The 13,653-nt window shown below is 69.9% G+C and carries 11 protein-coding genes; 8 read left to right on the top strand and 3 right to left on the bottom strand.

Features of this window, described 5'->3' with window-relative positions; genetic code table 11:
- The first annotated feature begins 178 nt into the window (after nucleotides 1-178).
- The 3 genes from C8P66_RS07495 (at nucleotide 179) to C8P66_RS07485 (ending at nucleotide 4,547) form a co-directional block, all read left to right on the top strand.
- Nucleotides 179-2,821 (top strand): DEAD/DEAH box helicase, encoded by a 2,643-nt coding sequence (locus C8P66_RS07495; RefSeq protein ID WP_158537141.1) that lies wholly within the window; start codon nucleotides 179-181, stop codon nucleotides 2,819-2,821.
- 91 nt (nucleotides 2,822-2,912) lie between these two features.
- Complete coding sequence (locus C8P66_RS07490; RefSeq protein WP_111397623.1) at nucleotides 2,913-3,890, top strand: acetamidase/formamidase family protein; 978 nt, start codon at nucleotides 2,913-2,915, stop codon at nucleotides 3,888-3,890.
- Between the two features lie 147 nt (nucleotides 3,891-4,037).
- Entirely contained in the window at nucleotides 4,038-4,547 is a 510-nt protein-coding gene (locus C8P66_RS07485) for a GcrA family cell cycle regulator (RefSeq protein WP_111397622.1), read from the top strand.
- Between the two features lie 34 nt (nucleotides 4,548-4,581).
- On the opposite strand, the gene C8P66_RS07480 is transcribed toward C8P66_RS07485, so the two are convergent.
- Together C8P66_RS07480 and C8P66_RS07475 are read right to left on the bottom strand one after the other, a co-directional pair.
- Nucleotides 4,582-5,373 carry an SDR family oxidoreductase gene (locus C8P66_RS07480; protein ID WP_111397621.1) on the bottom strand — a complete coding sequence of 264 codons (792 nt, stop codon included), beginning with the start codon at nucleotides 5,371-5,373 and terminating at the stop codon, nucleotides 4,582-4,584.
- Nucleotides 5,373-5,687 carry a nuclear transport factor 2 family protein gene (locus C8P66_RS07475; RefSeq protein WP_111397620.1) on the bottom strand — a complete coding sequence of 105 codons (315 nt, stop codon included), beginning with the start codon at nucleotides 5,685-5,687 and terminating at the stop codon, nucleotides 5,373-5,375. Before C8P66_RS07475 ends, C8P66_RS07480 begins: the two co-directional genes overlap by 1 nt.
- Before the next feature lie 78 nt (nucleotides 5,688-5,765).
- Between C8P66_RS07475 and C8P66_RS07470 the strand changes: the two genes are divergently transcribed.
- The 3 genes from C8P66_RS07470 to C8P66_RS07460 all read left to right on the top strand — a co-directional run bounded on the left by C8P66_RS07470 (nucleotide 5,766) and on the right by C8P66_RS07460 (nucleotide 10,287).
- On the top strand, nucleotides 5,766-6,170 hold the full coding sequence (locus tag C8P66_RS07470) for a winged helix-turn-helix transcriptional regulator (RefSeq protein ID WP_111397619.1): 405 nt from the start codon (nucleotides 5,766-5,768) through the stop codon (nucleotides 6,168-6,170).
- Between the two features lie 318 nt (nucleotides 6,171-6,488).
- The gene (gene pnp, locus C8P66_RS07465) at nucleotides 6,489-8,711 is read left to right on the top strand and encodes a polyribonucleotide nucleotidyltransferase (RefSeq protein WP_111397618.1); all 2,223 of its coding nucleotides are present in this window, start codon (nucleotides 6,489-6,491) and stop codon (nucleotides 8,709-8,711) included.
- A gap of 175 nt (nucleotides 8,712-8,886) precedes the next feature.
- Nucleotides 8,887-10,287 carry an NAD(P)H-dependent flavin oxidoreductase gene (locus tag C8P66_RS07460; protein ID WP_111397617.1) on the top strand — a complete coding sequence of 467 codons (1,401 nt, stop codon included), beginning with the start codon at nucleotides 8,887-8,889 and terminating at the stop codon, nucleotides 10,285-10,287.
- Here the strand turns inward: C8P66_RS07460 and C8P66_RS07455 are convergent.
- Nucleotides 10,238-11,083, bottom strand: coding sequence for a DUF2272 domain-containing protein (locus C8P66_RS07455; RefSeq protein ID WP_245903297.1), 846 nt, complete (start codon nucleotides 11,081-11,083; stop codon nucleotides 10,238-10,240). The genes C8P66_RS07460 and C8P66_RS07455 overlap by 50 nt on opposite strands.
- Before the next feature lie 101 nt (nucleotides 11,084-11,184).
- Here C8P66_RS07455 and C8P66_RS07450 point away from each other — a divergent pair, with 101 nt between their 5' ends.
- A complete protein-coding gene (locus C8P66_RS07450) occupies nucleotides 11,185-12,216 on the top strand; it encodes a hypothetical protein (protein WP_111397616.1) in 1,032 nt (343 codons plus the stop codon).
- Entirely contained in the window at nucleotides 12,213-13,631 is a 1,419-nt protein-coding gene (locus tag C8P66_RS07445) for an FAD-dependent oxidoreductase (RefSeq protein WP_111397615.1), read from the top strand. The genes C8P66_RS07450 and C8P66_RS07445 overlap by 4 nt, the downstream gene beginning before the upstream one ends.
- Nucleotides 13,632-13,653: the final 22 nt, after the last annotated feature.

Raw genomic sequence — 13,653 nt, 5'->3', positions numbered from 1 at the left:
AGGGGGGGCGGGCGGGATCGGGGCTGGCATGGGGCTTGGGGCTTGGGGCTCGGGACGGAACGATACGGCCGTCCCTGGCCGGGGCGGAAGCCCCCCGGCCGGCCCCATCGGGCAGCGAAGAGCAGACCGGCGTCGACCTTGGGTGGTCGGCAGCGGCAAGGACAGCATATATGACGGAATGTCCTCTCTGCTGTCGTCGTCCGCACTGCCCGACCTCGCCCATTTCGGCGATGAAGTCATTCTCAACGAGGTCTCGGCCAAGGCGCTGGCGGCCGCGCGCCTCTATCTCGCCGAGGGCCGGGTCCGCTCCGTGACCGTCTCGCCCGATGGGCGCCGGATCAAGGCCGAGGTGCAGGGCAGCGCCCCCGCCCCCTACCGCCAGAGCATCCAGATCTTCCGCGAGGGCCGCCCTGGCTTCCAGGGCACCTGCACCTGCGCGGTCGGGGTGAACTGCAAGCATGTCGCGGCGGTGCTGCTGTCGCTGCGCCACGGGGCCACCCCCGCCCCCGTCGATTCGGGCGCGCCGGCGGAGCCGGTGGCCGGGCCGCTGGTGCCGTATCTGTATCTTCACCTGGGCAGCGTGCCCTTCGATCCGGCCCGCCGGCGGGCCCCGCCGCGCTATGGCGCGCCGACCGCCTATGCGGCGCCCCTCGCCACGCTCTCCTTTGCCTATGGCCCGCTGCTGCTGCCCTTCGCGCGGCAGGATTCGCCCGCCGTGGTGGAGCAGGACGGCCGGCGCTACCGCCCGACCCGCGACCGCTCGGCGGAACAGGCGGTGCTGCGCCGCCTGGGTGGCATCGGCTTCGCGACCGTGGGCGATGTCGCCCCGGTCTTCGTGCCGGCCGGCCAGGGCGATGATTTCCTGCTGGACGACGACCAGGACGGCACCACCTGGCTCGATGTGATGCGCCATGAGATCCCGGCGCTGCGCAGCGCCGGCTGGCATGTCGTGGTCACCGACGACTTCCCCGTCCGCCTGGTCGAGCCCGATGGCGAGGTCGAGGGCGAATTGCGCGACACCACCGGCATCGACTGGCTGGAGCTGCACCTCGGCGTGATGGTCGAGGGCACGCGCATCGACCTGATCCCGTTGATGCTCCAGCTCATCAAGACCGGCATCGGGCCGGACAATGGCAGCGACAGCCCCTTCCTGCTGCCGCTGGAAGATGGCCGCCTGCTGACCCTCTCGCCCGAGAGCATCCGGCCCACGCTGATGGCGCTGATGGAGCTGGTCGAGGCGGGGCTGGTCGATCCGGCCTCGGGCAAGCTCGGCCTTGCCCGGCACGATGCGGTGGAGATGTCGCGGCTGGAGGAGTCCTCCGGCCTGCTGTGGCATGGCGCCGAGGGGCTGCGCGCCCTGGGCCGCCAACTGCGCGACGGCGGCGGCGCGATCCCCGAGGCGAAGGTGCCCGACACCTTCAAGGGCTCGCTGCGCCCCTATCAGGCCCAGGGCGTCGCCTGGCTGCAGTTTTTGCGCGCCGCCGGCCTGGGCGGCGTGCTGGCCGACGACATGGGCCTCGGCAAGACCGTGCAGACCCTGGCGCATCTGCTGGTCGAACAGCAGGCAGGGCGGCTGGACCGCCCGGCGCTGATCGTCTGCCCGACCAGCCTGATCCCCAACTGGCGGCTGGAGGCCGAGCGCTTCGCCCCCGGCCTGCGGGTCCTGCCGCTGCACGGGCCGGCGCGCAAGGAACGCTTCCACGAGATCGCCGACCACGATCTGGTCCTGACCACCTACCCCCTGCTGGCCCGCGACCATGAGGTGCTGACCGCCCAGGACTGGCATGCGGTGATCCTGGACGAGGCCCAGACCATCAAGAACCCCAATGCCGAGACCACCCGGCAGGCGCTGCGGCTGCGGGCGCGGCAGCGGCTCTGCCTCTCCGGCACGCCGCTCCAGAACCACCTCGGCGAGCTGTGGTCGCTGTTCGACTTCCTCTCCCCCGGCTTCCTGGGGGACGCCAAGACCTTCCGCACCCGCTACCGCACGCCCATCGAGAAGCATGGCGACAGCGACCGCCAGGCGCTGCTGAACCGCCGCGTCCGCCCCTTCCTGCTGCGGCGGACCAAGGATGAGGTGGTGCGGGAGCTGCCGCCCAAGACCGAGATCGCCGAGCCGATCGAGATGGGGACCACCCAGCGCGCCGTCTATGAGGCGATCCGGCTGGCCATGCACAGCCGCGTGCAGGCGGCGATCGCCGAGAAGGGCATCGCGCGCTCCGGCATCATCATCCTCGATGCGCTGCTGAAGCTGCGCCAGGTCTGCTGCGATCCGCGGCTGTTGCAGCTCGCCTCGGCCCAGAAGGCCGGCTCGGCCAAGCTGGAGCGGCTGATGGAGTTGCTGGAGGTGCTGCTGGGCGAGGGCCGCCGGGTGCTGATCTTCAGCCAGTTCACCACCATGCTGGCGCTGATCGAGAAGCGCCTGGCCGAGGCCAATATCAAGCACGTCATCCTCACCGGGCAGACCACCGACCGCACCACCCCGGTGCGCGAGTTCCAGGCCGAGAAGGTCCCGGTGTTCCTGATCAGCCTCAAGGCCGGCGGCGTCGGGCTCAACCTGACCGCCGCCGATACCGTCATCCACTACGATCCCTGGTGGAATCCGGCGGTGGAGGCGCAGGCGACCGATCGCGCCCATCGCATCGGGCAGCAGAAATCCGTGTTCGTGCACCGCCTCATCACCCTCGGCACCATCGAGGAGAAGATGGAGCTGCTGAAGGACAAGAAGCGCGGCCTCGCCGCCTCGGTGCTGGACGACGGGCGGGCGGATGCGCTCAGCCTGACCGAGGGCGATCTGGAGGCGCTGTTCGCCCAGGCCTGAATCCGGCCACCCTGAATCTGGCCCCTCCCCCCTTGCGCGCGGCCGCTCGCCGCGCTGCAACAAGAGTGTCGTCGTCAGGAGCCAGCCGCCCATGCCCGCCGCCACCCACCGCGTCCCGGCCACGCCGGACACCATCCGCTTCGGTGCCTTCGATGCGAGCTTCCCCGCGGTCGCGACCATCGCGAGCGGCGACCTCGTGGTGCTGGAATGCGTCTCCGGCGCGCCGGATGTGATGCCGCCGGCCGGCTCCGGCATGGTGATCCCCCCGGCCCTGGCCGCCATCCATGCGAGCCACCCGCCGCGCCTCGGGCCGCATATCCTGACCGGCCCGGTCGCCGTCGCGGGCGCGGAGCCCGGCGACATGCTGCGCATCGACATCGAGAAGATCGAACTCGGCGCCGATTGGGGCTTCTGCGGCTTCCGCCCGCTGTTCGGGACGCTGCCGGAGGATTTCCCCTTCCGCCGCCTGATCCACATCCCGGTGGACCGCGCGGCCAAGACCTGCCGCCTGCCCTTCGGCCCGCAGGAGGGCGGCACCCAGCTTTCGCTCAGCCCCTTCTTCGGCGTCATGGGCCTGGCCCCGCCGGAAGCCTGGGGCCAGATCAGCACCAAGGAGCCGCGCGCGCATGGCGGCAACCTCGACAACAAGGAACTCGGCGAGGGCTCGACCCTGTTCCTGCCGGTGCATATGGCGGGCGCGCTGTTCTCGGCCGGGGACGGCCATGGCGTGCAGGGCGATGGCGAGGTCTGCATCAACGCTTTGGAAATGTGCCTGACCGGACACTTCCGCCTGACCTTGGAAAAGGGCGGTGGCGCGAAGGACCCCCGCCTCGCCTTCCCGCGCGGGGAGACCAAGACCCATTTTATCACCATGGGCCTGAATGAGGATCTCGACCTCGCCATGAAGCAGGCGCTGCGGGAGATGATCGCCTTCATCGTCGAGCGGACCAACATCACCCCGGCCGATGCCTACCAGTTCTGCTCCCTGGCGGTGGACTTCCGGGTGACCCAGACGGTGAACGGCGAAAAGGGCGTTCACGGAATGCTGCGCAAAGGCCTTCTTTTCTGATCGGATCGGCCTGCCGACTCTACCCCTGGTAGGCGCCGGCAGGGTTCTCCACAAGTTTAAGTGCCTCGACCGAATCCATCGCTTGATCCGCCGGGCTGCTTTCCAGATACTCCATGTGGTAGGCAGGGCAGGTAGGAGCCACTAACGATGGATTGGTCAGCGGAAGCGATCGAGACGCTCAAGGCTCTTTGGGCCGAGGGACATTCGACCGCAGAAATCGGTCGGCGCATGGGCGTTTCCAAGAACGCCATCGTCGGCAAGGCGCATCGGCTGGCGCTGCCGGCCCGCCCCTCGCCGATCCGCCGGGACGGGGTGTCGCAGCCCATCACCTCCGGCCGCGCGCTGTTCACGCCGCCCGCCCAGCCCGCGCCCCAGGCACGCCCGGCGGCGTCCGAGCCGGTGGCCCCGCGGGCCATGGCCGCGCCCCGCCCTGCCGCCGCCCCGGCGCGCGCGCCGGTTGCAGTGGCGCCCCAGCCCTCCAGCCTGCGGGCCTTCCCGCGGGTCAGCAGCCGGACCTGCTGCTGGCCGATCGGCGAGCCGGGCACCTCGGGCTTCCATTTCTGTGATGGCGGCGCGCTGACCGGCAAGCCGTATTGCGCCGAGCACGCCGCCGTCGCCTATGTCCGCGCCCGCGACCGGCGCGAGGATGCGGCGTAACCCTCACACCACAGATGCTCAGACCACAGATTCCTCAGACTACGGGCACGGTGCCGCCGTCGATGACGTAGTCGGCGCCGTGGATCGAGGCGGCCTCGGCGGAGAGCAGGAAGGCGGCCAGCGCCGCCACCTCCTCCGGCAGCCCGGGCCGCCCGATCGGAATGCCGCCCAGCGAGCGCATCAGCCCCAGGCGGGCCTCGGCGGCATCCGTGCCCGCCCGCGTGGCCAGGCGTTCAATGAGCCGGGTCGCCGCCGCCGTTTCGATGAAGCCGGGCGAGATGGTGTTCACCCGCACCCCCTTCGGCCCGACCTCCTTCGACAGCCCCTTGCTGTAGGTCGTCAGCGCCGCCTTGGCCGCGGCATAGGCAAGCGTCGCCTCAGGCAGCGGCAGCCGCGCCTGGATCGAGGAGATGTGCAGCACCGCCCCCGCCCCCCGCGCGATCATCCCGGGTAGGAAGGCGCGGTCGAACCGCACCGCCGGGAACAGGTTCAGCGCCAGCTCCCCCTGCCAGATCTCATCGTCCAGCGCCGCGAAGCCACCGCTCGGCGCGGCCGACCCGCCGACCACATTGACCAGCAGGTCCAGCCCGCCGAAGCGCGCCGTCACCGCCTCGACGACGCTGCGCACCCCCGCGGCGGTGCTGACATCGGCCTGGACGAACAGGCTGGGGACGAGGCCCGGCGGCGGCGCGGCGCGCGCGGTGGTGGCGACCTGCGCGCCCTCGGCCAGCAGCCGGCGCAGGATCGCGGCCCCCATGCCCTGGGTGCCGCCGGTCACCAGGGCGCGCTTGCCGGCGAAGCGGCCGGAAATCAGAGTCTCTGGCATCAGCCGATCTCCAGCCGCGCGATCCCCGCGTCCGACAGGGTGAAACGGTAGCTGAGACGCACCGGGCTGCCGGGAAAATCGCCGGAGACGAGGCCGGTCATCACCCCATCCGCAAAACCCTCGGGCACGACCGTGGGGCGGTAGTCGCGGGTGGTCTGCTCCAGCCAGGCGCGGATGGCGGCGGGGCCGACATGCTCGCGGCCCTCGTCATGGACACGGCCATCAGGGGCGAAACAGGCCAGCATGGCGTCGATGTCCTGCCGGTTCTTGGCGGCGACATAACGGGCGATGGCGGGGGGAAGGGTCGGTGTCATGATGCTGTCTCCAAGGCTGGCCCCCTGGCGCGGCGCGCCGGGTTTGCCGTGCTGGGGAGGTGCGTCTAAGCTCCGAAAATGACAAGAACCGACGAAAAAGTAGGGTACTTACCCGAAAGTAAGCCCGCAGCCCTGACCCCCGACACCGCGGCCTCCGGCGTCGAGCAGGCGCTGAAGTTCCTGGAGGGCCGGTGGAAGCTGGTGATCCTGTTCCGCCTGTTCGGCGGCAAGGTCCTGCGGTTTTCCGAGTTGGAACGGTCGATCCCCGGCATCTCCCAGAAGATGCTGATCCAGCAGCTTCGGCAGATGGAGGCGGATGGCATCGTCCGGCGCGTCATCCATCACCAGGTGCCGCCCAAGGTGGAATATGGGCTGACCGAATGGGGCCAGGCGCTGTGCCCGGCGCTGGATGCGCTGCTGCGCTGGGCCGCGGCACGCGGGGAGGCCCCGGTCGCACCGCGCGAAAGCGGTGGCGCAGCCTAGCCGAACATGCCATACCGCGCGCGCTTGGGGGGTCCCTGACCTCCTTGGCGCCCCGCGCGCGTGGGGCCGTCAGCACGCTTCCGTTCCCTTCCATGCCCCGCATGGGCGGGAACCCAGGCGGGGCGGATCGGCGTTTCCGGCCACATGGGCGGCCTGCCTCGAAAGCGGCCTCCCCCGTGCAGCCCGAAGCGCTGGACCTTCGTCTCCGCCGGTTCGGACGCCTCTGCCACGTCCCGCGCCGCCCAACCCGCGTGCCCCCCATATGGGCCGGGCGCGCCGCCCCGTGCCGCATCGGCCCAGGGTAGTTTAGGACGATTCATGTTCGACAATTATTTCCGCAAGGACATCCCCTGGGGCGACAAGACCCTGACGCTGGAGACGGGCAAGATCGCCCGCCAGGCCGATGGCGCCGTGCTGGCGCGGCTCGGCGACACCATCGTGCTCTGCACGGCGGTCGGCGCCCGTTCGGTCAAGCCGGGGCAGGATTTCTTCCCGCTGACCGTGAACTACCAGGAAAAGGCCTTCGCGGCCGGCAAGATCCCCGGCGGCTTCTTCAAGCGTGAAGGCCGCCCCTCCGAGGTCGAGACCCTGGTCTCCCGCCTGATCGACCGCCCCCTGCGCCCGCTGTTCCCGAATGGCTTCCGCAACGAGGTCCAGGTCGTCGCGACGGTGCTGTCGCATGACATGGAGAACGACCCCGATGTGGTCGCACTGGTCGGCTGCTCCGCCGCGCTGACGCTCTCGGGCATCCCCTTCTTCGGCCCCGTCGCCGGCTGCCGCGTCGGCTTCATCGAAGGCGCCTATGTGCTGAACCCGACCGCCGACCAGCGGAAGGAAAGCAAGCTCGACCTGATGGTCGCCGGCACCGCCGAGGGCGTGCTGATGGTCGAATCCGAAGCGCAGGAGCTTTCGGAAGATGTGATGCTCGGCGCCGTGACCTTCGGCCACCAGGCCTTCCAGGCCGTGATCCAGGGCATCATCGAACTGGCCGAACGCGCCGCCAAGGACCCCTGGCCGGTCAAGGAGACCTCCGAGGCCGAGATCGCGCTCAAGGCCCGCATCAAGGAACTCGGCTTCGCGCCGATGGCCGAGGCCTATACCGAGACCCAGAAGCTGGTGCGCCAGGGCAAGGTCGGCGACGTCAAGAAGAAGATCGCCGAGACCCTGACCGCCGAGGGCCATGACGCCGCCGCCGCCAAGGGCCTGCTCAAGGAACTGGAAGCCGACGTCGTCCGCAATTCCATCCTCGACACCGGCCTGCGCATCGACGGCCGCAACACCACGACCGTCCGCCCGATCATGGCCGAAGTCGGCGTGCTGCCCCGCGCCCATGGCTCGGCGCTGTTCACCCGTGGCGAGACCCAGGCGCTCTGCGTCGCGACCCTCGGCACCGGCCAGGACGAGCAGGTCATCGACGCGCTCGGCGGCGATTACCGCGAGCACTTCATGCTGCATTACAACTTCCCTCCGTACTCGGTGAACGAGACCGGCCGGATGGGCAGCCCGGGCCGCCGTGAAGTCGGCCATGGCAAGCTCGCCTGGCGCGCGATCCGCCCGCTGCTGCCGGAAAAGACCGTGTTCCCCTACACGATGCGCGTCGTGTCCGAGATCACCGAGAGCAACGGCTCGTCGTCGATGGCGACGGTCTGCGGCACCTCGCTCGCGCTGATGGATGCGGCGGTGCCCCTGCTGCGCCCCGTCGCCGGCATCGCCATGGGGCTGATCAAGGAAGACCGCGGCTTCGCCGTGCTCTCCGACATCCTGGGCGACGAGGATTTCCTCGGCGACATGGACTTCAAGGTCGCGGGCACCGAGGCCGGTGTCACCGCGCTTCAGATGGACATCAAGATCACCTCCATCACGCCCGATATCATGCGTATCGCGCTGGATCAGGCCAAGGGTGGGCGCATGCACATCCTGGCTGAGATGGCCCGCGCGCTGACCGGCGCGCGTGGCGATGTGGCGGCGAATGCCCCCCGCATCACCGTGATCCAGGTGCCCAAGGACAAGATCCGCGAAGTCATCGGCACCGGTGGCAAGGTGATCCGCGACATCGTCGAGAAGTCGGGCGCCAAGGTCGATATCGAGGATGATGGGACGATCAAGATCGCCTCCACCAACCCCGCCGCGACCGAGCTCGCGATCAACATGATCCGCGGCATCACCGCCGAGGCCGAGATCGGCGCCATCTACCCCGGCACCGTCGTGAAGACCGCCGAATTCGGCGCCTTCGTGAACTTCCTCGGCGCCAAGGATGGGCTGGTGCATATCAGCGAGCTCGCCAATGAGCGCGTGAACCGCACCACGGACATCGTGAACGTCGGCGACAAGGTGAAGGTCAAGGTCATCGGCCACGACGACCGCGGCAAGGTGAAGCTGTCCATGCGGGTTGTCGATCAGACGACCGGTGCCGATATCTCCGAGCAGGTTGGGGCCCGTCGCCCCCGCGCCGAAGGCGAGGAAGCTGGCGAGCCCCGCCGCGAGCGCAGCGACGGCCGTCGCGATCGCGGCCCCCGTCGCGGTGACTATGCCGCCGATTGAGATCGGGTGAACTGGGTGGCCGGGGCAGTGTGAGCCCCGGTCCTTCGGGTGCTGCGCGTAGGGTTGCACTTGCGCCGCGTCACAATCCGCCGCATGTGCGGCGCGATGCACAACGGCTCATCCGGGCCGTACAAGTCGCCATGTCAGGCGCCGGAACGAGCGAACGACAAGAACCGTGAAGCCAATCAACGCGATCCGCATGGGGGGCGCCGACGTCCTGCCGCTCATCGAGGGCGGCAAGGGTGTCTCCGCGACGAATGGCCGCAGCAGCGGCGCCTGGGCCGCCGCCGGCGGCGTGGGCACCGTCAGTGCCGTCAACGCCGACAGCTATGATGCGGATGGCTGCGTCATCCCGCAGACCTACCTTGGCCGCACCCGTCGCGAGCGCCACGAGGAACTCGTGGCCTATGGCATCGCCGGCGGCGTCGCGCAGATCAAGATCGCGCATGAGATGAATGCCGGCCGCGGCCGCATCCACGCCAATATCCTGTGGGAGATGGGCGGCGCCGAACGGATCATCCGCGGCATCCTCGAAACCATTCCCGGCATGGTGCATGGCGTCACCTGCGGCGCCGGCATGCCCTATGGCCTCGCGGCCGTCGCGCGCGAGCATGGCGTGTTCATGTACCCCATCGTCTCCTCCGCCCGCGCCTTCAACGCGCTGTGGCGCCGCGCCTATTCCAAGGCCGCCGAATGGCTGGGCGGCGTGGTCTATGAGGACCCCTGGCTCGCCGGCGGCCACAACGGCCTCTCCAACAGCGAAGACCCGCTGGCGCCGGAGGACCCCTTCCCCCGGGTCCTCGCGCTGCGCAAGCTGATGAATTCCTTCGGCCTGGATACCGTGCCGATCATCATGGCCGGTGGCGTCTGGTGGCTGGAGGAATGGGCCGATTGGATCGACAACCCCGATCTCGGCCCCATCGCCTTCCAGTTCGGCACGCGCCCCCTGCTGACGCAGGAAAGCCCGATTCCCGACGAGTGGAAGCAGCGCCTGCTGACCCTGAAGCCGGGCGATGTGTCGCTCCAGGCCTTCTCGCCCACCGGCTTCTACTCCTCCGCCGTGCGCACGGCCTTCCTGCGGGAGCTTGAGGCCCGCAGCGCCCGCCAGGTCGAATATGCCGGCGCCGAGGATGGCGCCAAGACCGCGACCTATGGCGTCGGCCCGCGCAAGCGCCCGGTCTGGGTCACGCCCGAGGATCGCGCCCGCATCGCCGGCTGGGAGGCCGCGGGCTTCACCGAGGCGCTGCGCACCCCCGATGAGACGCTGATCTTCGAGACGCCGGAGGCCGCGCGCCAGATCGTGCAGGACCAGGTGGATTGCATGGGCTGCCTGTCGCATTGCCGCTTCAGCAACTGGACGCAGATGGAGCCCGATTTCACCACGGGCAAGAAGGCCGACCCGCGCAGCTTCTGCATCCAGAAGACCTTGCAGGACATCGCCCATGGCGGTGGCACCGACAAGAACCTGATGTTCGCCGGGCACAATGCCTTCCGCTTCGCCCAGGACCCGTTCTATTCGAACGGCTTCATCCCGACGGCCGGGCAATTGGTCGAGCGTATCCTGACGGGTCGGTGAAAACCCGGGCGCTGACCTCCCCGCCGAAAGGCGGCAGCAGCCCGAGGCGGTTCCGCATCACCACCAGCCAGGGCGCCCGCCCTGGCCGGCGCGGCAGCAGCCGCCCCAGGCCATCGGTCCCATAGCGGGTCCGTAGCACGGCATCGCCGACATTGCCGCCGATCGCCTCCACCGCGCCGGGTCCGGAGGACACCACCAGATCGCAATGGGTGGGGCGGAACTGCCTCAGCTCGCCCTGGCGCTGGCTCCAATCGGTCAGCGGCACCCGGCTGCGATCCACGCAGACCAGATCGCCCGGCACCGGCACCGCGACCAGGGGCGAGACCGGCAGGAAGGGCGCCTGCGCCGGCCAGGCCGCGGCCGTGGCCGTCAGCGCATCCAGATAGGCGACATGGGAGGCATCGGGCGGGAATTCCCGCCGGTCCACCCCGGCCCGGACCATCAGATAGGAGATGAAGGCCGCCGACCAGGCGGGCTCGGCCCAGAGCCCGCCCGGGGGATTGGCCGGGTCGCGGGCATAGATCGTGCGGTTCTGCGCGACCGCCCCCTCGTCATCCGGCACAGAGCGCCAATAGGCGACCAGCCGGGGGAAGTTCTCGGCCAGGGCCTCGCCGCGCGGCGGCGGGGTGGGGTGGCTGTCATCCGCCTCCATCGCCCCCCATTCCCGCCATTCGCCGAGCGCGATGTCGAGCAGCCGCAGCCGCACGCTCGGCGGATAAGGCAGCGGGGGGGGCGGCGGGGCGACCGGCACGGCACAGCCGGCGAGCAGCAGGAGCAGGCAAAGGGGGCGAAGCATCCTGGCCAGCCTACCCCCCAGCCGGCCGGGGCGATATCCACAGCGGCTCGTGATGCACATCCCCCTTGCCCCAGCGCCCCGGTGGCGGGAGGCTCGGGGTCATGGAAATCATGCTCCGCCCCGCTCTCGGCCCCATCGGCGCCATGCCGGGCGCGGAAAGCGACGATCTGCTGGACCGCGCCTGGCGCGACCCCTGGACGCGCGCCGATTGCAGGCGGGTGGCGCTCGGCATGATGCCGGGCTGCGGCTTCGTCGATGACGCCACGCTGCTCGACTGCCTGAAGTTCGAGGTGCGGCGCGGCCGGCTGACGGTCTCCGCCGCCTCGGCCTCCAGCACCCAGTTCGCCCCGCCGCAGCCGCCCTCCAAGCCGCGGCAATCGGTGCTGCTGATCGATGCCTTCGAGAAGGGCAAGGGCGGCGGCGCCTTCATCAACATCACCCGCGCCGAGGTCGTGGCCGGGCTGCGGGAGCGGGTGAAGAAGCCGGAGGGGATCGACCAGGGCAGCACCAGCCTCTGCGGTCCCTCCTCGCTCTGCTACAATCTGCTGCTCGACGATCCCGACACCTATGTCCGCTACGTCATCGACCTCTACGAGACGGGGGCGGCGATGCTCGGCAAGACCAAGGTGAAGCCGGGGGAAAGCTGCCGCAGCTTCAAGCCCAAGGGGATCGCGCCGGTGGATTGGATCGCCACCGCCAGCCTGCGGGACTCGGAAAACCTGATGTTCAACTACGATGATCCCTCCGATGCGTTCGGCGGCATCACCTTGCCGAACAACCTCGCGGGCTGGATGGAGGGGCTCGGCTATACCTCCGTCACCAACGAGACCAACGTCTGGTTCTCGAAGGACCCCGAGGATTTCGACCAGGCGGTGCGGCTGCTGCGGCAGGGCCAGCGGGTCTGCATCTTCGTCAATTCGCGGATCGTGGATGGGCAGGAGAAGGTCTCCCATTTCTACTCGGTGCCGGACCATTGGATCGTGCTGCATGCCAGCGGCGGCCTCGCCCATGGCACGCTGGCCGCGACCTTCTGGACCTGGGCGCAGATGATCCCGGTGCCGAAGACGGGGGCCATGAATGCCGACACCTTCTGCGGCAATTTCTTCGGCTATGTCGCGGGGTCCCCGCCATGAGCGACGCGAGGCTGTTCTTCCGCTCGGAGATCTTCGGCGCGGCGCAGCATCTGCGCCGGGTGCCGGACGGGCGCTATTTGCAGGAACCGGCGCAGAGCATCCCGGTGCATGCCGCATGCGATGTGCTGGTGGTGGGCGGCGGCCCGGCCGGCACCGCCGCCGCGGTCGCCGCCGCCCGGCTGGGCGCGCGCACCATCCTGCTGGAGCGGCACAATCATTTGGGCGGGCTGTCGACCGGCGGGCTGGTCGCCTGGATCGACCGCATGACCGATTGGGACGGGCGGCTGGTCATCCGCGGCTTCGCCGAGGAGGTGCTGGCCCGCCTGCCCAAGGATGCCGTCGCCGGGCCGCCGCAGGATGCCTGGGGCTCGCGCGATGCCGCCTCTGCCGCGTGGTGGGGCATGCGCACGGCGGCCTTCCACGGCATCGTCACCCATTCGCCGACGGTCAATCCGGAGTGGCTCAAGGGCGCCTGCCTGGACCTGGTGACCGAGGCCGGCGCCGAACCGCTGTTTCACGCCTGGGGCGCGCAGCCGGTGATCGAGGATGGCATCGTCCGCGGTGCCTTCTTCGAGAGCAAGCAGGGCCGCCGCGCCATCCTCGCCGCCGTCACCGTGGATGCGACCGGCGATGGCGATCTTTTTGCCCGCGCCGGCGCCGCCCATGCGACCGAGGCGGATGCCGCCGATATCCATTCCTGCATCAACACCTCCTGGGTGTTCGGCGGCGTGGACATGCCGGCCTATTTCGCCTGGAGGGCGGGCGAGCCGCAGCAGTATTCGGAGTTCCTTGCGCTGGGGCGGGAGCGGGTCGGCTTCTTCGACAAGGCCTTCGCCTCCTGGCGGGACGATGTGGCGCTGTTCATGGGGCCGCGGCTGGCGGGGTATTCGGCGCTCGACGTCGATGATCTCTCGGCGATCGAGGTCGCCTCGCACCGGCTGATGTTCCGCCACCTCGCCTTCTACCGCGAACAGGCACCGGGATTTGCCGGCGCCTTCCCGATGCTCTCCGCCCCCCAGATCGGGGTGCGGCATGCGCGGCGGCTGGAGGGGGTGGCGGCCGTGCGCCGTGCCGATTGGGACGGGCAGGTGCGGGCGGATGAAATCGGCGTCTCGCCCAGCCTGACGCCGAAATTCGCCAACGTCTCGGTGCCCTATGGCGCGCTGGTGCCGGCCTTGCTGGATGGGCTGCTGGCGCCGGGGCGGCATGTGTCCTGCGACGCCACCAGCCATTCCTTCCTGCGTGAAATTCCGCAGTGCTGGCTTACCGGCCAGGCCGCCGGGGTCGCGGCGGCGCTGGCCGCGGCGGGGCGCGTGCAGCCGCGCGCGGTGCCGGTGGCCGGCATCCAGGCGGCGCTGATCGGCCAGGGCGCCTTCCTGCGCCAGTCCCCGAATGTGGCGCACTCTGCCGCCTGACGGTTTGACAGCAGCACCCGCC

Origin of the sequence: Humitalea rosea, from assembly GCF_003253705.1 — a bacterium.
In the GTDB taxonomy this organism is placed as follows: domain Bacteria; phylum Pseudomonadota; class Alphaproteobacteria; order Acetobacterales; family Acetobacteraceae; genus Humitalea; species Humitalea rosea.
The sequence above is the reverse complement of the archived record's forward strand: the minus strand, read 5'-3'. Positions and strand labels throughout refer to the sequence as shown.